This is a genomic window from Rhizobium tibeticum (genome assembly GCF_900110205.1).
Classification (GTDB): domain Bacteria; phylum Pseudomonadota; class Alphaproteobacteria; order Rhizobiales; family Rhizobiaceae; genus Rhizobium; species Rhizobium tibeticum.
In genome coordinates, this window is sequence record NZ_FOCV01000025.1 from 13,942 (window position 1) to 38,588 (window position 24,647).

22 protein-coding genes are annotated in these 24,647 nt (G+C 60.2%); 11 read left to right on the plus strand and 11 right to left on the minus strand.

Annotated features, from left to right (window positions below):
• Nucleotides 1-75: 75 nt before the first annotated feature.
• From BSG20_RS23860 to BSG20_RS23870, 3 genes are read right to left on the minus strand one after another with little or no spacing between them, the layout of a single operon-like run.
• Nucleotides 76-951, minus strand: coding sequence for a hypothetical protein (locus tag BSG20_RS23860; RefSeq protein WP_072379354.1), 876 nt, complete (start codon nt 949-951; stop codon nt 76-78).
• 49 nt (nt 952-1,000) lie between these two features.
• Nucleotides 1,001-1,765 carry a GntR family transcriptional regulator gene (locus tag BSG20_RS23865; RefSeq protein WP_072379352.1) on the minus strand — a complete coding sequence of 255 codons (765 nt, stop codon included), beginning with the start codon at nt 1,763-1,765 and terminating at the stop codon, nt 1,001-1,003.
• Entirely contained in the window at nt 1,762-2,646 is an 885-nt protein-coding gene (locus BSG20_RS23870) for a glucosamine kinase nucleotide-binding domain-containing protein (protein WP_072379350.1), read from the minus strand. The genes BSG20_RS23865 and BSG20_RS23870 overlap by 4 nt, the downstream gene beginning before the upstream one ends.
• Before the next feature lie 521 nt (nt 2,647-3,167).
• On the opposite strand from BSG20_RS23870, the gene BSG20_RS23875 reads away from it, so the two are divergent.
• The 5 genes from BSG20_RS23875 (at nt 3,168) to BSG20_RS23895 (ending at nt 8,506) form a co-directional block, all read left to right on the plus strand.
• Nucleotides 3,168-4,427: an ABC transporter substrate-binding protein gene (locus BSG20_RS23875; protein ID WP_072379348.1), complete on the plus strand. Its 1,260-nt coding sequence runs from the start codon at nt 3,168-3,170 to the stop codon at nt 4,425-4,427.
• Nucleotides 4,428-4,612: 185 nt separating this feature from the next.
• On the plus strand, nt 4,613-5,560 hold the full coding sequence (locus tag BSG20_RS23880) for a carbohydrate ABC transporter permease (protein WP_072379389.1): 948 nt from the start codon (nt 4,613-4,615) through the stop codon (nt 5,558-5,560).
• A 10-nt stretch (nt 5,561-5,570) separates the two neighbouring features.
• Nucleotides 5,571-6,413: a carbohydrate ABC transporter permease gene (locus BSG20_RS23885; RefSeq protein ID WP_072379346.1), complete on the plus strand. Its 843-nt coding sequence runs from the start codon at nt 5,571-5,573 to the stop codon at nt 6,411-6,413.
• Nucleotides 6,410-7,492, plus strand: coding sequence for a Gfo/Idh/MocA family protein (locus BSG20_RS23890; protein WP_072379344.1), 1,083 nt, complete (start codon nt 6,410-6,412; stop codon nt 7,490-7,492). Before BSG20_RS23885 ends, BSG20_RS23890 begins: the two co-directional genes overlap by 4 nt.
• A gap of 12 nt (nt 7,493-7,504) precedes the next feature.
• Nucleotides 7,505-8,506, plus strand: a complete 1,002-nt coding sequence (locus BSG20_RS23895; protein WP_072379342.1) for an ABC transporter ATP-binding protein — start codon at nt 7,505-7,507, stop codon at nt 8,504-8,506.
• A gap of 56 nt (nt 8,507-8,562) precedes the next feature.
• Here BSG20_RS23895 and BSG20_RS23900 read toward each other — a convergent pair whose 3' ends face one another.
• The 7 genes from BSG20_RS23900 to BSG20_RS23930 form a co-directional block, all read right to left on the minus strand.
• A complete protein-coding gene (locus tag BSG20_RS23900) occupies nt 8,563-8,868 on the minus strand; it encodes an NIPSNAP family protein (RefSeq protein WP_072379340.1) in 306 nt (101 codons plus the stop codon).
• Nucleotides 8,869-8,933: 65 nt separating this feature from the next.
• Entirely contained in the window at nt 8,934-10,268 is a 1,335-nt protein-coding gene (locus BSG20_RS23905) for an MFS transporter (protein ID WP_072379338.1), read from the minus strand.
• A gap of 144 nt (nt 10,269-10,412) precedes the next feature.
• A complete protein-coding gene (locus BSG20_RS23910; RefSeq protein ID WP_072379337.1) occupies nt 10,413-11,474 on the minus strand; it encodes an ABC transporter ATP-binding protein in 1,062 nt (353 codons plus the stop codon).
• Nucleotides 11,475-11,487: 13 nt separating this feature from the next.
• Nucleotides 11,488-12,276 (minus strand): ABC transporter permease, encoded by a 789-nt coding sequence (locus BSG20_RS23915; protein WP_024313663.1) that lies wholly within the window; start codon nt 12,274-12,276, stop codon nt 11,488-11,490.
• Complete coding sequence (locus tag BSG20_RS23920; protein ID WP_072379335.1) at nt 12,273-13,166, minus strand: ABC transporter permease; 894 nt, start codon at nt 13,164-13,166, stop codon at nt 12,273-12,275. The genes BSG20_RS23915 and BSG20_RS23920 overlap by 4 nt, the downstream gene beginning before the upstream one ends.
• A gap of 74 nt (nt 13,167-13,240) precedes the next feature.
• The gene (locus tag BSG20_RS23925; protein WP_370874211.1) at nt 13,241-14,323 is read right to left on the minus strand and encodes an ABC transporter substrate-binding protein; all 1,083 of its coding nucleotides are present in this window, start codon (nt 14,321-14,323) and stop codon (nt 13,241-13,243) included.
• 201 nt (nt 14,324-14,524) lie between these two features.
• Complete coding sequence (locus BSG20_RS23930; protein WP_024313660.1) at nt 14,525-15,397, minus strand: MurR/RpiR family transcriptional regulator; 873 nt, start codon at nt 15,395-15,397, stop codon at nt 14,525-14,527.
• 175 nt (nt 15,398-15,572) lie between these two features.
• On the opposite strand from BSG20_RS23930, the gene BSG20_RS23935 reads away from it, so the two are divergent.
• From BSG20_RS23935 to BSG20_RS23960, 6 genes are all read left to right on the plus strand, one after another.
• A complete protein-coding gene (locus BSG20_RS23935) occupies nt 15,573-16,346 on the plus strand; it encodes an N-formylglutamate amidohydrolase (RefSeq protein ID WP_072379331.1) in 774 nt (257 codons plus the stop codon).
• Nucleotides 16,347-16,471: 125 nt separating this feature from the next.
• Nucleotides 16,472-18,019: an amino acid permease gene (locus BSG20_RS23940; RefSeq protein ID WP_072379329.1), complete on the plus strand. Its 1,548-nt coding sequence runs from the start codon at nt 16,472-16,474 to the stop codon at nt 18,017-18,019.
• 144 nt (nt 18,020-18,163) lie between these two features.
• A complete protein-coding gene (locus tag BSG20_RS23945; protein ID WP_072379327.1) occupies nt 18,164-19,531 on the plus strand; it encodes a glutamine synthetase family protein in 1,368 nt (455 codons plus the stop codon).
• A gap of 103 nt (nt 19,532-19,634) precedes the next feature.
• Complete coding sequence (locus tag BSG20_RS23950) at nt 19,635-21,020, plus strand: aldehyde dehydrogenase family protein (protein WP_072379387.1); 1,386 nt, start codon at nt 19,635-19,637, stop codon at nt 21,018-21,020.
• Complete coding sequence (locus tag BSG20_RS23955) at nt 21,017-22,168, plus strand: iron-containing alcohol dehydrogenase (protein WP_072379325.1); 1,152 nt, start codon at nt 21,017-21,019, stop codon at nt 22,166-22,168. Before BSG20_RS23950 ends, BSG20_RS23955 begins: the two co-directional genes overlap by 4 nt.
• A gap of 226 nt (nt 22,169-22,394) precedes the next feature.
• Complete coding sequence (locus BSG20_RS23960; protein WP_072379323.1) at nt 22,395-23,108, plus strand: ParA family protein; 714 nt, start codon at nt 22,395-22,397, stop codon at nt 23,106-23,108.
• 65 nt (nt 23,109-23,173) lie between these two features.
• Here the strand turns inward: BSG20_RS23960 and BSG20_RS23965 are convergent, their stop codons facing one another.
• Nucleotides 23,174-24,526, minus strand: a complete 1,353-nt coding sequence (locus BSG20_RS23965; protein ID WP_072379321.1) for a L,D-transpeptidase family protein — start codon at nt 24,524-24,526, stop codon at nt 23,174-23,176.
• Nucleotides 24,527-24,647 lie beyond the last annotated feature (121 nt).

Here is a 24,647-nt window from a genome sequence, read left to right on the forward strand (position 1 = left end):
AGTATTTGATTCAAAGAGCCGATAGATCGAATCAGGTTTCGGCGGCAACGCACTGAATCTGAATAGAAAATCGCCTCAAGTAGCGGGCGTCAACTCAACGAGCAGCGCCGTGGTGTCGTCGCTCTGTTTGAAACGCGGATAGCGGAGCCCTTCCGGATCGACCTCGCGTTCGAAGCGTCTGAGTTCGTCCAGCATTGGCCGCAGACCCCTCTCGCGTGCGGTACGTACGAGGCTTGCCGAATCGTAGGCTGCGTACAGTACCGCCAGATCCGAAAATCCGTCGCTGCAGACGATGGCGTGTGCCTGGCCTTTGATATCGAGCGGCTCGGAAACCAGATGATCGGCCGCCTCCGGCACAAGGCCAAGGGTCCACACGCCGCTTTCCGGCGTATTCTGGCGCTCGCGGTGCTGACGCAGCAAGGCGAGCGTTTCCAAATTGCCGAGTGCGCCACCTTCCTTCGTAATGCCGCCTGTGCGGGCAATGTGCTTTCGCGCCTGGCTCTGCTCATACTCATAGGCACCGGGGATCGCCATGTGCATCGCGGCTGAGCCGTCTTCTTGCAGCAGAAAGAGGCAGGAGTCGCCGAGGCCGACGAAGTGGAATCCACCGCGTGTTTGACGCAGCATGGCAAAGGCGGTCAGCGGCCAGGCGTAGCGCGGAACATTCTCGTTGCGGCGTAGAAATTCCGTGCGGGCTGCCAGTGATACGCTGCGCGCAACCTCCGAGACGCCGGTGTCGCGGGTGATTTGATCTTGAAAGCCGCGGGCGAAATGCCGGGCGATCCAGGCGGCGTCGCTGCCTGCCTTGTCCATGTACTGGCGATCACCGAGGCCCGTCGCGCCGTCGATGACGAAGGCGCAGGCTTGGTTATGGCCGAAGCTGTCGTCGTTCGGCTTTGCGGGATCTCCGGGATCGGAGATGGTGTCGAGGATCTTGATGCGAGATGTCATGGGTGCATTCAATAGACGCGCATTGCCGCCCATTCAATGCGACCAGGCATCACGGCGCACCGATCGTCAGTTCGGCGACAAAATCATAGGCGTCGCCGCGGTAGAGCGAGCGGGTGAACTCGACCGCACGTCCGGAGCCAAGATAGGAGATACGCTCGATCGACAGCCCGGCAGCGCCGACGGCAACGCCGAGCAGATGGGCGTCGGCCTCCTTCATGTTGGTCGCCGAAATCCTCTGCACGGCGCGTACCGGGCGTACCTGGCGACGCTCGAGCTCGGCATAGAGCGACGTCGTCACGACGAAAGGATCCGGAAGGAATTCGCCGGAGACGCTGGCGTTTTCGATTGCCAGTGGCTGGTCGTCGGCGATGCGCAGACGGCTAAGGCGCGAGACCCTGACGTCGGTAGCGAGACCAAGGATCATCATTTCATCGGGTGAGGGGGTGTGGATGCCCTTGTGCAGCCATTCGGAACGCGAGGTCATGCCGCGTCGGGCCATGTCCTCGGTGAAGGAGGTCAGCTGCGAGAGGCGCTGCTCGACCTTCGATACCGGTTTCGTCACGAAGGTCCCGGAGCCGTGGCGGCGGACAAGCAGGCCGTCTGCAACGAGTTCATCGATCGCCTTGCGCACCGTGACGCGGCTTACCGTCGCAAATTCGGCGATATCGCGCTCGGGCGGCAAGGCGTCGCCATGGCTGAGCGTACCGGTGCGGATCGCATCTTCCAGCGTGCGCCGCAGTTTGACGTAGAGCGGGCCCGTGCCGCCAGATTGGAGGCGCTCGGGGGAAAGGAGGCTTGCAAAATCATACGTCATGCCGCGCCTCTTCCTTCTTCCCGCAGAAATTTCACCGCGAGCTCGATGGCACCTTGCAGAACGTCCCCCTTCGGCTCGCGCAGCAGGGCGATGTGACGCTCGGCAAGCCACGGACGATAAGCCTTCGCCAGGCCGCCGAGCAGGCAGATGGCCTGGCATTCCGGCCAGAGCAGTGCATCCAGGCTCTCGCCGATCGAGGCTGCCGCGTTCTGCACGATCGCCGTCGCAACCGGATCGCCTTTAGCGGCAGCCTCAAAGACGACGGGTGCATAGCGCGCGAAGTCATTGGGACGGGACACGTGGGCAAACTCGACGACGCGTTCCGGATCGTCGCCATACTCGGCCATCAACGTCCGGGTGACTGGCGAGGAGGGGCGCACGCCGTCATGGGCAAGCAGAGACTGCTCCAGCAGATCGCGACCGAGGCGGGCGCCACTTGCCTGATCGCCGACAACGAACCCCCAGCCGCCGATGCCGTAGAGCTTTCCTTTGCGGCGCGCATTGTAGACGGAGCCGGTTCCGAACGCGCCGATCACGCCGTCGGAATTGCCCAGCGCTCCTTGAAGCGCGGTCGTCGCATCAGTGACAACGCGACGTCTGGCAAAGGGCAGGGCGCGCTCGATGCGCTCCGCATAGTCGCCCACATTTGCGCCGGCGACGCCGACGACCGCCGCGACGCTGGAAACGGCTTCGGGCGAAAGGCCAGCGTCGCTCAATGCGTTTCTGGCCGACGCAACGATGTTGAGCAGAGAGGCGTCGAGGTCGGACAGAATGTTCGACGGGCCGGCCGTGCCACGGCCCAGGATGCGTCCCGTCGTATCCGTGACTGCGGCGCGGCAGCTAGAACCGCCGCCATCAATGCCGATCGCAAGGTCTGTCATTGAGCCACCAAAATCCGCTTGCCCCCTTGTTTCCACTACCATACCAAAAAAATACCATTTACCAAGTGCAAAGCGCTGCAAAAATTTGTCTTTTTATCTATTTGATTTTACATCATAAAAATTTCGACGAGACTTTTCTGTCGCTCAGATGTTAAAATTGGCTGGACAATTGGTATTTTTTTGGACTTAATTCCATCAAAGGGAACAGCGCATCGGGCAGCAACAAACCGGCAGGACAGAGATAAGCCGGGCCACTCGATGAAATGCGGATCCGGCCGTGGCGGCTTTGTCGCTCTTCAGCCGTTTCTCGCCATCGGGTTTCCCTTTCACGGCTGTGCCGGATCGGTTTCTTGTTCGGGCACGCCGTCTGGTCGACGGGTGTCGTACCTGTCGAACCGATTTGAGCTTTCGGGCCGGCAATTGCTGACGGCCCCAAGGGGCGTTGGGTGCCATCTCATGCACGCAACCGCTCGTTTCAGGTCAAGAACGGCGCCCATCGGCGCTCAAAACAGGAGAGGGAAATGAAGAACACTGCACTGAAGGGCTTCCTGCTGGCCTCCAGCCTGCTGACATCCGTGGGCCTTGCTCACGCTGCCGACGTCACGCTGACGATCGAAAGCTGGCGTAACGACGACCTGCAGATCTGGCAGGAAAAGATCATCCCGGTCTTCGAAGCGAAGAACCCGGGCATCAAGGTCGTCTTCTCGCCGACCGCGCCAACCGAATACAACGCTTCGCTGAACGCCAAACTCGATGCCGGCTCCGCAGGCGACATCATCACCTGCCGTCCATTCGATCCATCGCTCGAACTGTTCAACAAGAAACACTTAGTCGATCTCACCAGCCTGGCTGGTATGGAGAACTTCACGCCTGTCGCCAAGGCTGCCTGGTCGACCGACGACGGCAAGTCAACGTTCTGCGTGCCGATGGCTTCGGTCATCCACGGCTTCATCTACAACAAGGATGCCTTCGAGAAGCTCGGCATCGCTGTTCCGAAGACGCAGGATGAGTTCTATGCAGCGCTGGACAAGATCAAGGCTGACGGCACCTACATCCCGCTCGCCATGGGCACGAAGGATCTTTGGGAGGCCGCAACCATGGGCTACCAGAACATTGGTCCGAACTACTGGAAGGGCGAGGAAGGCCGGGCTGCGCTGATCTCCGGCAAGCAGAAGCTGACGGATGCCGATTGGGTCAAGCCATACGAAGAGCTTGCCAAGTGGAAGCCGTACCTCGGCGACGGCTTCGAAGCTCAGACCTACTCGGACAGCCAGAACCTCTTCACGCTCGGCCGTGCCGCCATCTACCCGGCCGGTTCCTGGGAAATCTCGCTGTTCAACAGCCAGGCTCAGTTCAAGATGGGCGCATTCCCGCCGCCGGTTCCGAAGGCTGGTGACACCGGCTACATCTCCGACCATCCGGATATCGGCGTCGGCCTGAACGCCAAGAGCACGCATCCCGAAGAAGCCAAGAAGTTTCTGAGCTGGGTTGCCTCAAACGAATTCGCCGACATCTACGCGAACTCGCTCCCGGGCTTCTTCAGCCTGAACTCCAACCCGGTGAAGATGACCGATCCCCTGGCTCAGGAATTCGTTTCCTGGCGCGGCCCGTACAAGTCGACCGTCCGCTCTACCTACCAGGTCCTGTCGCGTGGCACGCCGAACCTCGAAAACGAGACCTGGGTTGAATCGGCTAACGTGGTCAACGGTACCGACACGCCGCAGGTTGCTGCCGAGAAGCTCCAGAAGGGCCTCGACGGCTGGTACAAGCCGGCCAAGTGATGAAAGGTGAGGGACGGCGTGACGTCGTCCCTCATTCGACCTTAAGCCATTTCGTGTCCGCTTTTCCTCTCCCCGCCGCCTTCGAAACCCGAAGAGACGGGGAGATGATTGGAGGGAAGGGCGTTCTGCCCGCCGTGTCAGACGCGCTGCACCACCGGCGCAGCCAAGAAGAACAGGCAAAAGCCATGAGCGAAGCCGCATCCGCTATCGATGTCGTTCCCATCAGGCGCCCCGTGCGTTGGCACATCGGTGTCTTTCTTTTCCCGGCATTTGTCGTCTACTCGGCGATCATGGTCCTGCCGCTGATCGAAACGCTCAGGCTTTCGTTCTACAACACCGTCGATGGCGCGCCTGCCTTCGTCGGGCTCGCGAACTACAAGGTGTTGTTGGGCGATGCGCGCTGGGCGCACGATTTCTGGAACGCGCTGGTCAACAACTTCATTTTCTTCGTCATTCATATGTGCGTGCAAAACCCGATCGGCGTCGCGTTGGCGGCGCTGCTTTCGACGCCACGACTTCGCTTCGTGGCGTTCTACCGCACGGCCATCTTCCTGCCGACGCTGCTTTCCTTCGTGATCGTCGGTTTCATCTGGAAGCTCATCCTGTCGCCGATCTGGGGCGTTGCTCCGTGGCTGATGAGTCTCGTCGGCATGAAGTCGTTCTTTGCCCCATGGCTCGGGCAGTCCGGGCCGGCGCTCATCGCCGTGTCGCTGATCTCCAACTGGCAATATATCGGCATTCCGATGATGCTGATCTACGCTGCGCTACTCAGCATCCCTGAGGAGGTGATCGAGGCCGCCGAGTGCGACGGCATCACCGGCTGGGCGCAGTTCTGGAAGATCAAGCTGCCCTTGATCCTCCCCGCGATCGGTATCATTTCGATCCTGACTTTCGTCGGCAATTTCAACGCGTTCGACCTGATTTATACAGTGCAGGGTGCGCTTGCCGGGCCTGACATGTCGACGGACATTCTGGGTACGCTGCTCTACCGCACTTTCTTCGGGTTCCAGCTGCAGCTCGGCGACCGCTCGATGGGCGCCACGATCGCGACGGTCATGTTCCTGATCATCCTCGCCGGCGTGTCGTTCTATCTTTTTGCCATCCAGCGGCGCATGCGCCGGTACCAGTTCTGAGGAGTGTGTCATGTCCAACAGAGCACGCACATCCCCCATCCGCGCCGGCCTCGTTCACCTGGCACTCATCGGCTATACGTTGGTTGCCATTTTCCCGGTGTTTCTGACGATCATCAACTCGTTCAAGGACCGCAACGCGATCTTCCGTTCGCCAATGCAGGTCCCGACACCCTCGACCTTCAGCCTTGTCGGCTATCAGACCGTGCTGGGGCAGGGGGACTTCGCCGCCTATTTCCAGAACAGCTTCATCGTCACGGTCGTTTCGATCTTCTTCGTGCTGTTGTTCGGCGCGATGGCCGCCTTTGCGCTCTCGGAGTACAAGTTCAAGGGCAACACGCTGACCGGTCTCTACATGGCGATCGGCATCATGATCCCGATTCGCCTCGGCACGGTCGCCATCCTGCAGGGGATGGTGGCAGCAGGCCTCGTCAACACGCTGACAGCGCTGATCCTCGTCTATACGGCTCAGGGCATTCCGCTTGCGATCTTCATCCTGTCGGAATTCATGCGCACGGTTTCCGATGACCTGAAGAACGCCGGTCGCATCGACGGGCTCTCGGAGTATTCGATCTTCTTCCGGCTCGTGCTGCCGTTGGTGCGCCCGGCCATGGCGACGGTTGCCGTCTTCACCATGATCCCGATATGGAACGATCTCTGGTTCCCGCTGATCCTGGCGCCATCCGAAGCAACGAAGACTGTTACTCTCGGCTCGCAGATCTTCATCGGGCAGTTCGTGACCAACTGGAATGCCGTGCTTGCCGCGCTGTCGCTGGCGATCCTGCCGATCCTCGTCCTCTATGTCATCTTCTCGCGGCAGTTGATCCGCGGCATCACCTCGGGAGCGGTCAAGTGAGTGCGTCCGAAAAGCCAATCCGCGTTCTGGTCGCCGGCCTCGGCAACATGGGACGTAGCCATGCGCTGGCCTATCACAACAATCCCGGCTTCGAGATTGTCGGGTTGGTCAATCGCTCGACGCCTGATCTGCCGGAGGAACTGCGGGGCTACAAGATCCATTCGGATTTCGAGGCGGCGCTTGCTGAGCTGAAGCCCGATCTCTGCGCCGTCTGCACCTATTCGGACACTCACGCCGACTATGCCGTCGCGGCTTTCGAAGCCGGTTGCGACGTCTTCGTCGAGAAGCCGCTGGCGACAACGGTTGCCGATGCGCAGCGCGTCGTGGCGGCGGCAAAGGAGGCCGGGCGGAAGCTGGTGATCGGCTATATCCTTCGCCACCACCCGTCCTGGATGCGGCTGATCGAGGAGGCGCGCAAGCTCGGCGGGCCGTATGTCTTCCGCATGAATCTCAATCAGCAGTCCAGCGGTCCGACCTGGCAGACCCATAAGTCACTGATGCAGACGACGTCGCCGATCGTCGATTGCGGCGTGCATTATGTCGACGTCATGTGCCAGATCACCGACGCCAAGCCGCTGGAAGTGCGCGGCATGGGACTGCGCCTTTCGGACGAAATCGCGCCCGATATGTACAATTACGGCCAGCTTCAGGTGCTTTTCGAGGATGGTTCCGTCGGCTGGTACGAGGCTGGCTGGGGCCCCATGATCTCGGAAACAGCGTTCTTCGTGAAGGACATCATGTCGCCGAAGGGGTCCGTCTCGATCGTCATGGACCCGAACGCCAAGTCTGACGACATCGACGCTCACACCAAGACCTCGGTCATTCGTCTGCACACGGCAGAGACGGGACCCGACGGCAGGTTCATCAGGCCGGACCAGGACATGACGATGGCGGGAGAACCTGGCCATCAGGAACTCTGCGACCGCGAGCAGGCCTTCATGCTGAAGACCATTCGCGAGGACATCGACCTTAACCGTCACATGGCAGACGCCGTCGCTTCGTTGCGCATCTGCCTCGCCGCCGACGAAAGCGTGCGTACCGGCCAAGCCGTCAAGCTCCAAGCGCCGGTCAAACTGTAAGGAATACGACTAGTGGGATCGCTTCAACTCAAATCCATCCGCAAGACCTACGGCATCCACGAGGTGCTGAAGGGTATAGACCTCGAGGTCAAGGACGGCGAGTTCGTCATTTTCGTCGGGCCTTCGGGGTGCGGGAAATCGACGCTTCTGCGCAGCATTGCGGGGTTGGAGGATGTCACCTCGGGCGCCGTTCTCATCAACGGCAAGGATGAGACGCTGACGCCTCCCGCCAAGCGCGGTATCGCGATGGTGTTCCAGTCCTACGCGCTTTATCCGCACCTGACGGTCAAGGACAACATGGGCCTCGGCCTCAAGCAGGCCGGCACGCAAAAGGACGAGATCGACAAGCGGGTGAGCAAGGCATCCTCGATGCTGTCGCTGGGACCCTACCTCGCGCGGCGCCCGGCAGAGCTTTCCGGTGGTCAGCGCCAGCGTGTCGCTATTGGCCGTGCGATCGTGCGCGAGCCGGCGCTCTTTCTCTTCGACGAGCCACTGTCAAACCTCGATGCTGCGCTTCGTGTTCAGACTCGTCTCGAGATCGCCCGCCTTCACCGAAGCCTCAAGGCGACGATGATCTACGTCACCCACGACCAGGTCGAGGCGATGACGCTTGCCGACAAGATCGTGGTGTTGAATGCCGGTGCGATCGAGCAAGTCGGCTCACCGATGGAGCTCTACAACCGCCCCGCAAACGTCTTCGTCGCGGGCTTCATCGGTTCGCCGATGATGAACTTCATTCCCGGCGACAAGGTCGCCGATGCCGGCGCAAAGACCGTCGGCGTCCGCCCGGAGCATCTGACCCTTTCGCGCGAGCAGGGCACTTGGCGGGCGAAGGTCGTCCACGTCGAGCATCTCGGGGCGGACACCATCATCTATCTGGAATCCGAGCAGTGTGGTCTTATCACCGCGCGCCTTTTCGGCGAGCACAAGTACGAGCCGGATGACATCGTCTACGCGACGCCGGATACGGGCCACATGCATCGCTTCGATGCAAATGACCAGGCAATCCGCTAGACGCCCGCCACAAAACGTAAGCCCCGACATTGAGCGGGGCTTTCCATTTCTACCGATCAGCCAAGTACGGGCCGCATGAAACTGCGCTCGTAGCTGATGATGCTGCGGTTACGCTTATCAAGGTCGAATGCGGCCTGGCATTCCGGATCACTTGCCATGCGGGTTCGGTAGTCCTCGTAAGCCGCAAGGCTCGGGAAGGAAAACAGCGCGATGGCAATATTGTTGGCGCCCTCGGATGGTAGGAAATAGCCGTGATGTGTGCCGCCCATCCGATTGACGATCGGGATCCAGAGGCGCGCATACTGCTCGAATTCGACGATCTTGTATGGGTCGATTGTATAACGCAAATAGCAAGTGATCATTGAAAATCTCGTCTTAGGGAAAACGCCGCGAGGGTTAGCCGCGCGGCCGAAGGCTTGTATTTAAACTAGGCGGCAACGCGATCCGTTGGCTCTTCGATACCGACTTCGGATTCGATGCTGTCGCCTTTGGCAATCAGATAGAGGCCGAGGACGAATGCCAATACTGCGATGAAGAGAAGGTAGTAGGCATGCGCCATCGCGTTCAGCGGCAGCAGCGATGCCACCACCAGAGGCGTCAGGCCGCCGAAGATGGCGTAGGAGACGTTATAGGAGAAGGAGAGGCCGCTGAAGCGGACACGAGCCGGGAAGGCGCGGACCATAACGTAAGGCACGGCACCCACCATGCCGACCGAGAGTCCCATGATTGCGTAGAGAACGAAGAGGACGGTCAGTGAAACGGCCGCGTAGGTATAGAAGGCGAAGGTCGCTGCGCCGAAGAAGATGCTCGACACAACGAAGAAGCGGCCCGAGCCAACCCGGTCGACGATCGCGCCGGCGGCGGCGGTGCCGAATATCAGGAAGAGGGTGCCGAAGCTGGTGGCTGCAAGCGATTGCTGCGCGGTGTAGCCGTAAAGTTTCTGCAGCAAGGTCGCCGTCATGAGGGTCGTCACGACGATGCCAGCCGACAGGATCCAGGTCAGCAGCATCGAGATGATCACGCCGCGCAGGTAGTCGCGCAGCACCGCCTTCAACGGCAACTCGGGAGCGAGCGAGCGGGCCTGTTTCATCTCCGAGAAGACAGGCGTTTCCTGCAGCCAGCGGCGCAGATAGACGGCAACGAGGCCGAAGATGCCGCCGAGGAAGAATGGGATGCGCCAGGCATAGGCTTCGACGTCCGCCGGCGTGAAGACGGAGTTGATGATCGTTGCGATGAATGATCCGAGCAGGATACCGAGCGTCAGGCCGGAGCAGAGGAAGCCGCAGGCAAAGCCGACGCGACGGAAGGGGACGTGCTCCGCCACGAAGGTCCAGGCGCCAGGCACTTCGCCGCCGATTGCCGCACCCTGCAGGATGCGCATGAGGACCAGCAGAACCGGAGCGGCAACCCCGATCGTGGCATAGGTCGGCATCGCCGCCATGCCGAGCGTCGAAAGCGCCATCAGCAGGATCGAGAGGGCGAAGACACGCTTGCGGCCGAAAAGATCGCCGAAATGCGCCAGGATGATGCCGCCGAGTGGGCGCACGAGGTAGCCGGCGGCAAAGATCCCGAAGGTCTGGATCGTCACGAGCCATTCCGGCATGTCGGCCGGAAAGAACAGCTTGCCGATGACCGCCGCAAAGAAGACGAAGATGATGAAGTCGTAGAACTCAAGCGCACCTCCGAGGGCCGAGAGGCCTAGTGTGCGGAAGTCCTGCGAAGTGAGGCGACGGGGCGCTGCGGTGGTCGTGGTAGGGGACATGATGCTGATCTTGCCTAACGAAAACGTTTCAGCCGTCGTTGCGCATCAAAATCGCCATTTCAAGCAATTTCCGGCGCCGCGCAATACGGCGCCGGAAAATGCGTAAGCGGGTGTGGCAAAGCCGCAAAGGGAGCGCTTCGGCGGTCAGTCGCGGATGACGAGAAGGTCAGCTGCCATGAAGCGGAGCGTGACGGTCTCGCCGGCGGCCGGCGGGGTCACGCCGGGGCTGTTGAACATGTCGAATGAAATGACGTTGCCGCCGACGTTCATACGCGTGCGGATGACCGAGCCAAGGAAGTGGGCCGATACGACCTGCCCCGTCAGTTTCGTGTCGCTTGGCGTGCCTTCGGTCAGCGATCCGGCTTCCGGACGCAGCGCCAGCGAGACAGTATCGCCCGCTTTGAAGGCGGCAACGGATTGCTTCAGCGTCACGCCCTGGTCGCCGATCTGGATACGGTTGGCAGCGGGATCGACGACCGTCGCTTCGATCATGTTGAGTGTGCCGACGAAGGAGGCGACGAAGCGCGTCGCCGGGGTGTTGTAGATTTCGAACGGCGTGCCGATCTGATCGGCGCGGCCGGCGTTCATCACGACGATGCGGTCGGAGATTGAAAGGGCTTCTTCCTGGTCGTGCGTCACGAAGACGGTGGTGATACCGAGCTTCTGCTGGATCGCGCGGATTTCCTCGCGCAGCGACACGCGGATTTTGGCGTCGAGGGCAGACAGCGGCTCGTCGAGCAGCAGTACCTGCGGGCGTACTGCAAGCGCACGGGCAAGCGCCACGCGCTGCTGCTGGCCGCCGGAGAGCTGATAGGGATAGCGGTCGGCAAGGTGGTCGAGCTTGATCAGCGCGAGCATTTCCTTGACGCGCTGATCGATCTCCGTCGTCTGCGCACCGGCAACCTTCAGGCCAAAGGCGACGTTGTCGTGAACGGTCATGTTGGGAAACAGCGCATAAGCCTGGAAAACCATGCCGATATTGCGCTTGTTGGGCTTCAGGCTGTTCTGCTCCTTGCCGCCGATGGCGATGCGACCGGCGGAAGGCGTTTCGAAACCGGCGATCATGCGCAGGACGGTCGTCTTGCCACAGCCTGAAGGGCCAAGGAAGGAAATGAATTCACCCTTCTCTATCTGCATGTTGAAGTCATGCACGACCTGCGTGTTGCCGAAGGATTTCTTGAGGTTTGCGAGTTCGAGAAAAGCCATGAAACCAGATACCTTACGACTTAGCCGGGGCGGCTTTGTGGAAGCGGGAGACGAGTTGCAGCAGGCCCATGCTGAGCCAGGTGATCGAGAAGGCAATGACGGCCAGTGCCGACGGCTCGTAGGCGCGGTTGGCGCCCACCAGCTGCAGGTAGGGGCCAAAGGCCGGACGGTTGAGCAGCGCGGCCATGGTGAATTCGCCCATAACGATCGCAAGCGTGATGAAGGCGCCGGAAAGCACGCCGCTCATGACGTTCGGGAAAATGCACTTGAACAAGATCGTCGTCCAGCTTGCGCCGAGGCTTTCGGCCGCTTCCGTCAGGGTGCGGACGTCGATTGCCCGCATGGCGGTGTCGACGGCGCGGTACATGTAGGGCAGCGAGAGCGTCATGTAGGAGAGGACCAGCAGGATGTTCGTGCCCGTCGTCGAACCCGTCAGCGGCAGGATCGACGATGAGTTGTACATTCTGAGGTAGCCGAAGACGATCACGATTGCCGGGATGACGAGCGGCAGCAGCGTGATGAACTCGACGATCGGGCGGATCTGCGGCAAGCGCAGGCGCACCCAATAGGCTGTCGGCACCACAAGCAGCATACCGAAGACGATCGTCAGCAGCGCCATCAGCATCGAATAACCGAAGGTCTCGCGGAACTGCGCTTCGGAAAAAACCGAGGCGTAGGCATCAAAACTGTAGGCGCCACGGCGCATACGCAGCGAAAATTCGATTGTGGCGATGAGCGGCAGGACGAAGTAGATCGCGCCGAATGCGATGGATATCCAGGCTCCAAGGCGTGATGTCTTCATTTTTGCCACCGTTCAGCGCGCATGCGCAGCAGGATGTAAACAAGGTTGGACAGGCCGGTGATGACGATCATGCCAAGCGCCAGCGCGTAGCCGAGGTTGGCGTTGTGAAGCACGTCGCCGCGGATCTGCGCATAGAGCAGGATCGGCACGATGTTGAGGGAGCTGCCGGTCAGCGCGTAGGCCGTGGCGATGGCGCCGAAGGCGTTCGCAAAGAGGAGCAGCGTCGTGCCCATCAGGCTGGGCCAGAGAATCGGGAAGGCGACCATGCGCCAGTACTGGCCATTGGTGGCGCCGAGGATCAGCGCGGCTTCCTTCCACTCCTTCTTCATACCGTCAAGCGCCGGCGTCAGGATCAGGACCATCAGCGGGATCTGGAAGTACATGTAGGTGAGGGTGAGCCCGAAGAAGCTCAGCAGGTTGAAACCGGTGGAATAGAGATTGAAGCCAAACCAGTCGCGCATCAAAACGGTCACGAGACCGGTGCGTCCGAGGGTGGCGAGGAAGGCGAAGGCAAGCGGTACGCCTGCGAAATTGGAGGCAACACCGGAGAAGGTCAGCAGGCCCGAACGAACCCAGTTCGGCAGGCCGCCTAGCACGACTGCCCAGGCGAGGAAGAAGCCGATCAGTGCGCCACCGAGGGCAGATGCCACGGACACCTTGATACTGATCCAGTAGGCGCTGAGAATCGACGGCGTGAACAGGTCGGCAATGTTCTTGAGGGTCAGGTCGCCTTCCGGCGTCAGAAATGCACCTGCGACCAGATAAAGCGTCGGTATGATAAGGAACATCGCAGCGAAGATCATGAACGGCGCGATGCCGAGCCAGTCTACGATCCTGTCGCGGTTTATCATGGGCGTGGCTGGGGCCGCGGATGTTGAAACAGTGGTCATAGACGACAGCCTTATCGGGGCAATGAAGAACGAAACCTCTCCGCCAGGAGGGCGGAGAGGTCCTGCGTCAGAGATTACTTGACGTTGGCGCCGACGACGCTGTCCCACTTGGTGGTGATGGCGGTCTTGCCAGCAGCCTGCTCGTCGAGGGTCGGGAATACGGCCTTTTCATAGGCAGCGGCTGGCGGCAGCTTGTCGAGAAGTGCCTGCGGGACCTTCTTGTTCTTCGCCAGATCGTTGAAGCGGATCGGGTGGCAATAGCCCTTCAGCCAGCCAAGCTGACCTTCGTCCGAATAGAGGTATTCCATCCAGAGCTTGGCAGCGTTCGGATGCGGAGCAAAGGCGGAGATCGCCTGGACGTACACGCCGGCGACAACGCCCGATGCCGGAACGACGACTTCAGCCGGCGGGTTGCCCTTCAGCGTATCGCGCCAGGACAAGCCGTTGTAGTCCCAAGCGACGACGATCGGGGTCGAGCCCTGAGCGAGCGAGGCGGACTTGCCGATGACAGGAACGAGATTACCCGCCTTGTTGAGTTCGGCAAAGTAAGCGAGACCGGCTTCACCAGCCTTGGTCGCATCCTTTTCACCAGCAGCGACGCCGGCAGCGTAGACGGCCTGAACAGCCTGGTTGGAAGCGCGCGGGTCGCCAGCGAGAGCGATGCTGTTGGCGTAGTCCGACTTCTTCAGGTCGGCCCAGTCCTTGGGAACGTCCTTGACGATATCGGTGTTCACGACGAAGGAGAGAACGCCGTAGTAATCGCCATACCAGAAGCCATCGGCATCCTTGGCGCTGTCAGGAATGGAATCCCAGGTCGAAACCTTGTAGGGCTGGATCAGGCCTTCGGCCTTTGCCGACGGACCGAAGGAGAGACCAACGTCGATCACGTCGGGCGCCTGCGGGCCGCTGTTGCCCTTGTTGGCCTTGATGGCTTCGATTTCGTCGCCCGAACCTGCATCCGGGTTCAGTTCGTTGACTTCGAGGCCGTACTTGGCCTTGAAACCGGCAATGACGTCGCCGTAGCCGCACCAGTCGTGCGGAAGCGCGATCGTCGTCAGCGTGCCTTCCTTCTTGGCAGCGGCGATAAGTTCAGCGCTTGGTTCGGCAGCTGCGATTGCCGTCGAAGCAACAACAAGAGCAGTAGAAAGCGAAAGCATTTTTGAGATATTAGAGATCACTGTTGTTCTCCTTCAGGGTTCAGTGTCTGACGATGCTGTTACTGACGTTACGTGAAGCTATCGTGACAGCTCGATGACGTTCTTTTTTCTTTGTATAGCAGACAGTTGGCCGCGATGTTTTATTTACGACACGTTGCTTGCATGCACGACTTGCGTCATCTCTGCGTTGTATTTTTCCTCCTAGCCGAGTTTGCGGAAGAGTCTGGTTTGTTCGAACAGACCCTCCAAGGTTTTCATGCGTTCTTTCGTCTCGTCCCATGTCGAGCTCTGGACAGCCTCGATCAGCGCTTCGACGATGAAGAGAGTGACGACGGACGAGTCCCATGCCGACGGCGCCTCGATCTGCACGCGAAAGGTATGACGCGCGAGCTTGGCGGCCGGCGAGACCCATTGATCGGTGAAGACGACAATCTCGGCGCCACTCTTGCGGGCAGCGGTCGCAAGGCTAACCATTTCCTGCTCGTAGCGGCGGATATCGAAAATCACCAAGAGGTCGCCGGGATTCATATTGAGAACATATTGCGGCCAGCTGCTCGAATTCGACGACAACAGCGCGGTGTTCGGGCGAATGACCTGCATATGCGTGAAGAAGTACTCGGCCAGGGCGCCGGTGATGCGCCCGCCGACGAAATAAAGGCCGCGCTTACGATCGGACAACAGCGAGGCGACATCGTTGAAGGTCGCCGTGTCGAGAGCGCTCAGTGTCTGGCGCAGGTTGCCCATGATTGCGTCGGCAAACCGGTTCAGAATGTGCGTGCCCGGCGCGTTGGAGGCCCATCGGTCATGCTTGGCGATGGGATTTGAAATCGTCGCTTCTACCTCTTGATGGAGGTGCGCCTGGAAGTCGGGATAGCCTTTGAAGCCCAGCTTCTGAACCATGCGTACGACCGTCGGCGTCGATACGCCTGCGTTTTCCGCAATCGTCGTTATGCTCCCCAGTCCGGAGACAGGGTAGTTGTCCAACAGGCTCTCAGCCAATTGCTTTTCAGCCCGCGTGAGCGTGCCAAAATGCGAATGGATTACGTCCGAAACTGTCTTCGACGCAGCGGTCACGCGACTTGCTCCCCGGGATTGGTCTTGTGCCACTTTCCCACTGAAAGTTAACAACGCTGTCACAATCCATGTCAACTGCTGTCATGAAAAGAAATTTTCAGAGCGCGCTTGACAGTCGTCGAAAGCTGAAGAATTCTTTTCTTATACATTCTTTATTAATGATCGGGATGCGGCTGTGGTGCCTGCTCAGTTCAAGGTTCTAAGCGAAGCGGAAGGCGCATGCGTTTCGGTCGAGCGGCCGAATGGCAAGAGCCCGTTGCTGGTGATCTGCGAGCATGCATCCCGATTGCTGCCTGAACGGTACGGCACACTTGGTCTCTCCGGCGAGGCCCTGGAAAGTCATATCGCATGGGATCCCGGCGCATTGGCAGTTGCCCGCGGGATTTCCGAAGCGCTCGATGCCACGCTCATTTACCAGCGATTTTCGCGATTGATCTACGATTGCAACAGGCCGCCGGAGTCTCCGGGGGCGATGCCGGCGAGAAGCGAAATTTACGAGATTCCCGGCAATGCCCATCTCAGCGCGGAAGAACGCCGCGCGCGCGCCGAAGCATTGTATATTCCTTTCCACGACGCCATTCGCGCAATGATTCGAAATCGCAAGGCGAGGGGGCAGGAGACGGTGATTGCGACTGTCCACAGCTTCACTCCGGTGTACCACGACAAAACCCGCGCCGTGGAAATTGGTATATTGCACGACGAAGACAGCCGCTTTGCCGACAGCGTTTTGAACGCCGCATCGACCGGCTCGCCTCTCTACAAAATCGAACGCAACGAACCCTACGGCCCTGCGGATGGCGTGACCCACACGCTGATCTTGCATGGGCTGTCCAACGGGTTCCGTAATGTAATGATCGAGGTCCGCAACGACCTCATCTCAGACGAAGACGGTCAAGGGGTCATGGCCGACTATCTGACGGGGCTTCTCCAGCAAAGCCTGGACGCCTGACAACGAAGAAAAGACCCCGGGGAGCAGTCTAACTGCGGTCCGCCCGTAGGCGAAAACGTCACGGGCACTTTGGCACTGGATGATCACCCGCAATCCCGCGGCTGATCGCTAAACAGGGGGAAGTCATGTCCGACTACACGGATCACGACAAGAAACAGGATATGCATGTCCTGCATTCCATGGGCTATGCTCAGGAGCTGGAACGGCGAATGAGCTCGTTCTCGAACTTTGCGGTCTCATTTTCTATCATCTGCATCCTTTCCGGCGGCATCAACTCGCTGGCGCAAGCGACGGCGGGCGCCGGCGGTGCGGCCATCGGCATCGGCTGGCCGCTCGGTTGCTTCGTTTCGCTGGTGTTCGCTGTGGCGATGGCGCAGATCAGCTCGGCCTATCCGACCGCGGGCGGTCTCTACCACTGGGGTTCGATCCTCGGCAACCGCTTCACCGGCTGGTTAACCGCCTGGTTCAACCTCCTCGGCCTCGTTACGGTGCTCGGCGCGATCAACGTCGGCACCTACTACTTCTTCATGGGATCGTTTGGAACGAGCTACTTCGGCCTGACTGATACCACTGTCGTGCGTATCCTGTTCCTGGTTGTTATCACCGGCGCGCAGGCGCTCGTGAACCACATGGGGATCGGGCTGACGGCGAAGCTCACCGATTTTTCGGGCTACCTGATCTTCGCAACGGCAATTGCCCTGGCTGCAGTTTGCTTGCTGGCGGCGCCATCCTACGACATTGCCCGCCTGTTTACCTTCGCAAACTATTCCGGCGAAGCGGGTGGCAACGTATGGCCGTCGACTTCTGGTGCCTGGGTATTCCTGCTTGGTCTGCTGCTGCCGATCTATACGATCACCGGCTATGACGCTTCGGCGCATACCTCGGAGGAAACGGTGAAGGCTGCCCACTCCGTTCCGCGTGGCATGGTTGCCTCCGTTCTTTGGTCGGCTCTCTTCGGCTACATCATGCTTTGCGCATTCGTGCTGATGCTCCCGAACATGGACGACGCGGCCAAGCAGGGCTGGAACGTCTTCTTCTGGGCCATGGACAGCCAAGTCAACCCTGTCGTCAAGGATCTGCTCTATCTCGCCATCTTCGTCAGCCAGTGGCTGTGCGGTCTGGCGACGGTGACCTCGGTCTCCCGGATGATCTTCGCCTTCTCGCGTGACGGCGGCCTGCCGGCATCCAAGGCTCTCGCCAAGGTCAGCCCGCAGCACCGCACGCCGGTTGCCGCCATCTGGACCGGTTCGATCCTCTCCGTACTGTTCGTCTGGGGCTCGTCGCTTGTTTCGATCGGCGAGACGCCGGTTTACACGATCGTCGTCTCGTGCACGGTCATCTTCCTGTTCTTCTCCTTTGCGATCCCGATCACCCTCGGTCTCTTCGCGTGGGGCACGTCGAAGTGGGACAAGATGGGTCCATGGAACCTCGGCGAAGGCGTATTCAAGCTGTTCGCAGTCCTTTCGATCCTTGCGATGATACTGATCTTCGTCCTCGGGATCCAGCCGCCGAACCAATGGGCGCTTTACATCACGGTCGGCTTCCTGGTCCTTACCGGCATCGTCTGGTTCGGTTTCGAAAGCCGCCGCTTCAAAGGCCCACCGATCGGCGACGAGGTTGCGCGCCGTCAGGTGGAAATCGCGGCTGCCGAAAAGGCTGTCGGCGAAGCCTGAGGTTTCGGCTTCCCTCTCCAACGGCGGGGCCGCGATGGCGGCCCCGCTTGCCGGATCAACGAAAAGGCATCAGAGGCGGCAGGCCCACTTCACGGTATGCTCTTTCGTTGTCCCGATTTCAGTTCAAGGTCAGGCGGATTCAATATGAGCATCTATACCCTCGACGATCTCAAGCAGGATGTTGCCGACGGGCGCATCGACACCGTTCTGGCGTGCCAGGTGGACATGCAGGGCCGCTTGATGGGCAAGCGCTTTCAGGCTGAATACTTCCTCGAAAGCGCATGGAAGGAAACGCATAGCTGCAACTATCTCGTTGCCACCGACATGGAGATGGAAACCGTCTCCGGCTACAAGGCGACGAGCTGGGAAAAGGGCTATGGCGACTACACGATGAAGCCTGATCTTTCGACGCTGCGCCGTATTCCGTGGCTCGAAGGCACGGCGCTCGTGCTCTGCGATCTCCTCGACCACCACACGCATGAAGAGGTGTCGCACTCACCGCGCGCGATCCTGAAGAAACAGGTCAAGCGGTTGGAAGACATGGGCATGAAGGCGTTCATGGCCTCGGAGCTCGAATTCTTCCTGTTCGACCAGACCTATGAGTCCGCGCACGCGTCCGGCTATCGCAATCTGAAGCTCGCCAGCGCCTACAACGAGGACTACCACATCTTCCAGACGACCAAGGAAGAAGAGGTCATGCGGGCAATCCGCACCGGCCTTCAGGGGGCCGGCATTCCGGTCGAAAATTCCAAGGGCGAGGCGTCCGCGGGCCAGGAAGAAATCAACGTCCGCTATGCCGACGCGCTGACGATGGCCGATCGCCACTCGATTATCAAGAACGGCTGCAAGGAAATCGCCTGGTCAAAGGGCAAGGCAATCACCTTCCTGGCGAAGTGGCACTACAATGCCGCCGGCAGTTCGTCGCATATTCATCAGTCGCTCTGGAGCGCTGACGGCAAGACGCCGCTCTTTTACGATGAGGGTGGCAAGTACGGCATGTCGCCGCTGATGAACAACTACGTGGCCGGTCTTCTCGCCCACGCGAGCGAGATCACCTACTTCCTCGCACCTTACATCAACTCGTACAAGCGCTTCATGGCGGGCACCTTTGCGCCGACGAAGGCAATCTGGAGCAAGGACAACCGCACGGCCGGCTATCGCCTCTGCGGCGACGACACCAAAGCGATCCGCATCGAGTGCCGTGTCGGCGGCTCCGACCTCAATCCCTACCTCGCCTTTGCCGCGTTGCTTGCCGCCGGCATCGATGGGATAGAGAAGAAGATGGTGCTCGAGGCGCCGTTCGTCGGCGACGCCTATGGAGCTCGCAGCGTCCGCGAGATCCCGCGTACGCTGCGTGCGGCAACAGTCGCCATGACGGAATCGAAGATGCTGCGCAATGCCTTCGGCGATGATGTCGTCGACCACTACACCCGTGCTGCCGAGTGGGAGCAGGAAGAATACGATCGTCGCATCACCGACTGGGAAGTGGCGCGCGGTTTCGAAAGAGCATAATAGGCGTGGCCAAGGCCGCACGGCGCCCTGTCATATGATCTCCATAGCTGAGGAGATTGTTGGGGTTTGCCGGTTTGGCACGTGAAAACAAAGGATGAAGATCATGGGAATGATCCAATGCATTTCACCGGTCGACGGATCGGTTTACGCCGAGCGCCCGGCGCTTTCGCTGGAGGCGGCGAAGGAGGCTGTTGCGCGTGCGCGCAAGGCGCAGAAGGCATGGGCGAAGCGGCCGTTGGAGGAGCGCGTTCAGCTGGTGCTGAAGGGTGTCGCACGGCTCAATGAAATGTCCGACGTCGTCGTGCCCGAGCTTGCCTGGCAGATGGGCCGCCCGATCCGCTACGGCGGCGAGTACAAGGGCTTCAACGAGCGCTCCAACTATGTCGCTTCGATCGCCGCCGATGCGCTCGCGCCTTTGGTCGTCGAGGAAAGCGACAAGTTCGAGCGCCGCATCGAGCGCGAGGCGCATGGCGTCGTATTCGTGGTGGCGCCGTGGAACTACCCCTACATGACGGCGATCAACACCATCGCGCCGGCGCTGATGGCGGGCAACACGGTCGTCCTCAAGCATGCGTCACAGACGCTGCTGGTTGGAGAGCGGCTGGTGCAGGCTTTCGTCGAGGCCGGTGTTCCTGAGGAGGTGTTCCAGAACGTGTTCCTTGATCACGAAACGACCTCGGCGCTGATTGCTGCGGGCAGCTTCAACTTCGTCAACTTCACCGGTTCGGTCGAAGGCGGTCGCTCGATGGAGCGGGCAGCAGCCGGAACATTCACGGGCCTCGGGCTTGAGCTCGGCGGCAAGGATCCGGGCTATGTCATGGACGATGCCGACCTCGACGCGGCCGTCGACACGCTGATGGACGGCGCGACTTACAATTCCGGCCAGTGCTGCTGCGGCATCGAGCGTATCTATGTGCATCAATCGCTCTATGACAGCTTTGTCGAGAAGTCGGTCGCCTGGGTCTCGAATTACAAGCTCGGCAATCCGCTCGATCCTGAAACCTCGCTTGGCCCGATGGCCAACAAGCGCTTCGCCAGGGTCGTGCGCGAGCAGATCGCCGATGCCGTTTCCAAGGGCGCCAAGGCACTGGTCGATCCGAAGCTTTTCCCGGCCGACGACGGCGGCGCCTATCTGGCACCGCAGATCCTCGTCAATGTCGATCATTCGATGGCCTTCATGCGCGAGGAGACCTTTGGTCCTGCCGTCGGCATCATGAAGGTGAAGAGCGACGACGAAGCCGTTGCCCTGATGAACGACAGCCAGTACGGCCTGACGGCTTCGCTCTGGACAAAGGATCCTGAGCGGGCAGGGCGGCTCGGCCGCGAGATCGAGACCGGTACCGTCTTCATGAACCGCGCCGACTATCTCGATCCGGCTCTGTGCTGGACCGGCGTCAAGGAGACCGGCCGAGGTGGCTCGCTGTCGATCATCGGCTTCCACAACCTGACGCGTCCGAAATCCTTCCATCTGAAGAAAGTCACAGCATGAGCAGCAACATCACAGCCAATTGGAGCTACCCGACCGCATTCAAGCTTGGCCGGGGCCGCATCAAGGAACTGGCGGACGCTTGCAAGAGCCTCGGGATGAAGAAGCCGCTGCTGATCACCGATCGCGGCCTGGCCTCGATGGCGATCACCGGGACCGCGCTCGACATTCTTGAAGATGCCGGCCTCGGCCGGGCGATCTTTGCCGATGTCGATCCAAACCCGAACGACAAGAACCTCGACGCTGGCGTCAAGGCGTTCAAGGACGGTGGCCATGACGGCGTCGTCGCCTTTGGTGGAGGCTCGGGCCTTGACCTCGGCAAGTGCGTCGCGTTCATGGCCGGTCAGACACTGCCGGTCTGGGACTTCGAGGATATTGGCGACTGGTGGACGCGTGCGAGCGTCGAAGGCATCGCTCCGATCGTGGCCGTCCCGACGACGGCCGGCACCGGTTCGGAAGTCGGCCGCGCCAGCGTCATCACCAATTCCAAAACGCATGTGAAGAAGATCATCTTCCATCCAAAGTTCCTGCCGGGCGTCGTCATCGCCGATCCGGAACTGACGGTCGGCATGCCGAAGATCATTACTGCCGGTACCGGCATGGATGCTTTCGCGCACTGCTTGGAAGCCTATTCCTCGCCCTTTTACCACCCGATGTCGGCCGGCATCGCGCTGGAGGGCATGCGGCTCGTCAAGGAGTTCCTGCCGCGCGCCTACAAGGAAGGCACAGACCTCGAAGCCCGCGCCAACATGATGTCGGCGGCTGCGATGGGCGCAGTCGCATTCCAGAAGGGGCTCGGCGCCATCCACGCGCTGTCGCATCCGATCGGGGCTGTCTACAACACGCATCACGGCATGACGAATGCTGTCGTGATGCCGGCGGTGTTGCGCTTCAATCGTTCGGCGATTGAGGAGAAGATTGCGCGCGCCGCGGCCTATCTCGGCATCTCCGGCGGCTTCGACGGTTTTTATAGCTACGTGCTGCAGCTTCGCTCGGAGCTCGGCGTTCCCGACAGCCTGTCTGCGATGGGAATCAAGCCGGATCGAATCGACGAACTTTCGCAGATGGCGATCGAAGATCCAAGCGCTGGCGGCAATCCAGTCAAGATGACGCTCGAAAATACCAAGGTGCTCTTTAAAGATTGCTTCTGAACATAGAGACGGCGGACCTGAGCTAGCCCGGAAAGCCTAGGCTTTCCGGGCTTTCTTGTTCTTGATCGTGTGTTTTCGCGGGTGCAAGAAATGCCGACCGCAATTTCAGGTGTCGCGTTTAGAAGTTGTTAACCATAATTAGAAAGGATGCATTAACCGCACGATGCTTCCAAGAGTGCGCGGCAGAGCCATAGAGGGGCTCGCATTTTCCCTTCGAGGACCGAATATGCCAGTCATCACTTTCGCAAACACCAAGGGCGGCGCTGGTAAGACCACAGCCGTACTTCTCCTCGCCACCGAGCTCGCCCAGAAGGGCTATCGGGTGACGATCCTCGACGCCGATCCACAACATTGGATCACGCGATGGCATGAAGTCTCCGGGCATGTGAGGAACATCTCGGTCATCGATTTCGTCACGTCGGCTTCCTTGCCGCTGCACATAGCCGAAAACAAGCACAACACAGACTACTTCATCATCGACCTTCCGGGAGCGCGCAATCCGCTGCTCGCGACGGCAATCGGGCTCTCCGACCACGTGCTGATCCCGATCCAGGGATGCGCTATGGACGCCCGTGGTGGTGCACAGGTCCTCGAGCTGCTGCAATATTTGGACGAGAAGGCGGGCATTCGTATCGGGCACTCGGTCGTGTTGACGCGCGTGAACTCGATGGTGACGACGCGGGCACTCTGTCTCGTCAAGTCGTTGCTGAGTGAGCGCCAGGTCCCGGTTCTCGACACCGCGATCATCGAACGCTCGGCCTTCCGCGATATTTTTGACTGTGGCGGCACGTTGCACTCGCTGGATCCGGCCCGTGTCAGCAACCTCGACAAGGCACGTGAGAACGCTCGCTGTTTTGCTGAAGAGATCATGGGCAAGCTGCCGGTGAAGCTTGTTGAGCCAACGCGCAGCACCGGTCCACTGATCCGCTCAGCGGCCTAGACGAAACTGCCAAGAGAAAAAATGCGCCCGTTGAGGCGCATTTTTTTAGGGACAGGCAGGATGGATCAGTCGACGAATTCGACTGTCACGCCCGGCTTGACCATCTTCGCCAGTTCGGTGGCATCCCAGTTTGTCAGGCGGATGCAGCCGTGGCTCTGGGTGCGGCCGATCTTCGATGGCTCTGGCGTTCCGTGGATGCCGTAAGTCGGCTTGGAAAGCGCCATCCAGACCGTACCGACCGGGCCGTTCGGACCCGGCGGAATGTTCAGGATCCTGTCGTTGGCGCCCTGCTGGAAGTTGATCTTCGGATTGTAGGTGTAGCCCGGATTGAACGCGACGCGCTCGACGGTCACCGTGCCGGTCGGCGAGGGCGTATCGGTGGAGCCGATCGAGGCGGGATAGGCGGCAATCAGATTGCCGGCATTGTCATAGGCAAATACCTGCTTGCGGCCCTTGTCGGCAATGATGCGCGCGACCGAACCGGCCTTCACTTCACCGGGATTGACGACCTTTATGATCGTGCCGGGGACCGTGAAATCCACACCCGGGTTGATTTCCTTCAGGAAGCCTTCGTCCATGTGGAAACGCTCCGCGAGCATTTCCGTCGTCGAGGTGTAGCCGAGCGATGACAGGGCAGCCTTATGCGCGTAGTCCTCCGGGATTTCCGCAACGTACGGGCCGGCAGCGTCGGCAGGCGTAATGGTGTAGCCGACGAGCGGCAGACCGCCGGACATGCGCAACTGCTCGAGAATGGCGTCGGTGTTGTTCGGATCGAGCGTCTCGCCCGTCATCTGCTGGTAGGCGTAGATCGCCTTGGTGACGTTTGCGCCCATGTGGCCGTCGATCGCGCCCGGCGACACGCCAGCGCGGTCGAGAAACACCTGCAGGGCGACGATCTCGGACTTCGACTTGTTCTTCAGCGTGATGACCGGCTCTTGGGAGGGCTTCGGCTGCATCACATCAGGCGTTTGCTGGTCCGGTTCGATAGACGCATAGTCGTCGCTTTGTGGGTAGGGTTGGTCGTCGAGCGGCTGGCGGTCGATCGGCGCGTTGCGTGGGATGGAGCCAGTCACGGCGCCGCGCTCGGAATAGCGAGCATCGCCGTAGGGATCATCGCCGCTATAGACATCGTTATTGTAGGCATCGCGTACCGGTGGGCGTGGGTAGTAGCCCCGGGCACGCATTTCAGTCGCGATCACATTGCCATAGGGATCGACCAGCACGCGATTGCCCCTTCGGTCGCGCGCGTAGGCAGCGCCCGACGGGACATAGTCGAGGATATCGCCGTTCGGCGCGACGAAGACGACGTCGCCCTGGCGTCCGTTGAAAAACTGCTGCGCATCGGCCGAGGGCGCTGCGGTAGCAATGGCGACCAGGGCAGCGGCGGCGGATAATCCCGATATTACAAAGCGATTCACGTCTTCATACCCTTTAGTGACTGGCCGACACACACCTGCGAATTTTGACGCTAGTGTGGAATTTATGAAATCGTGCTGAACAAAAGATAAAAACTCCGTGATTTTTCCTTTGGTCGTAAAC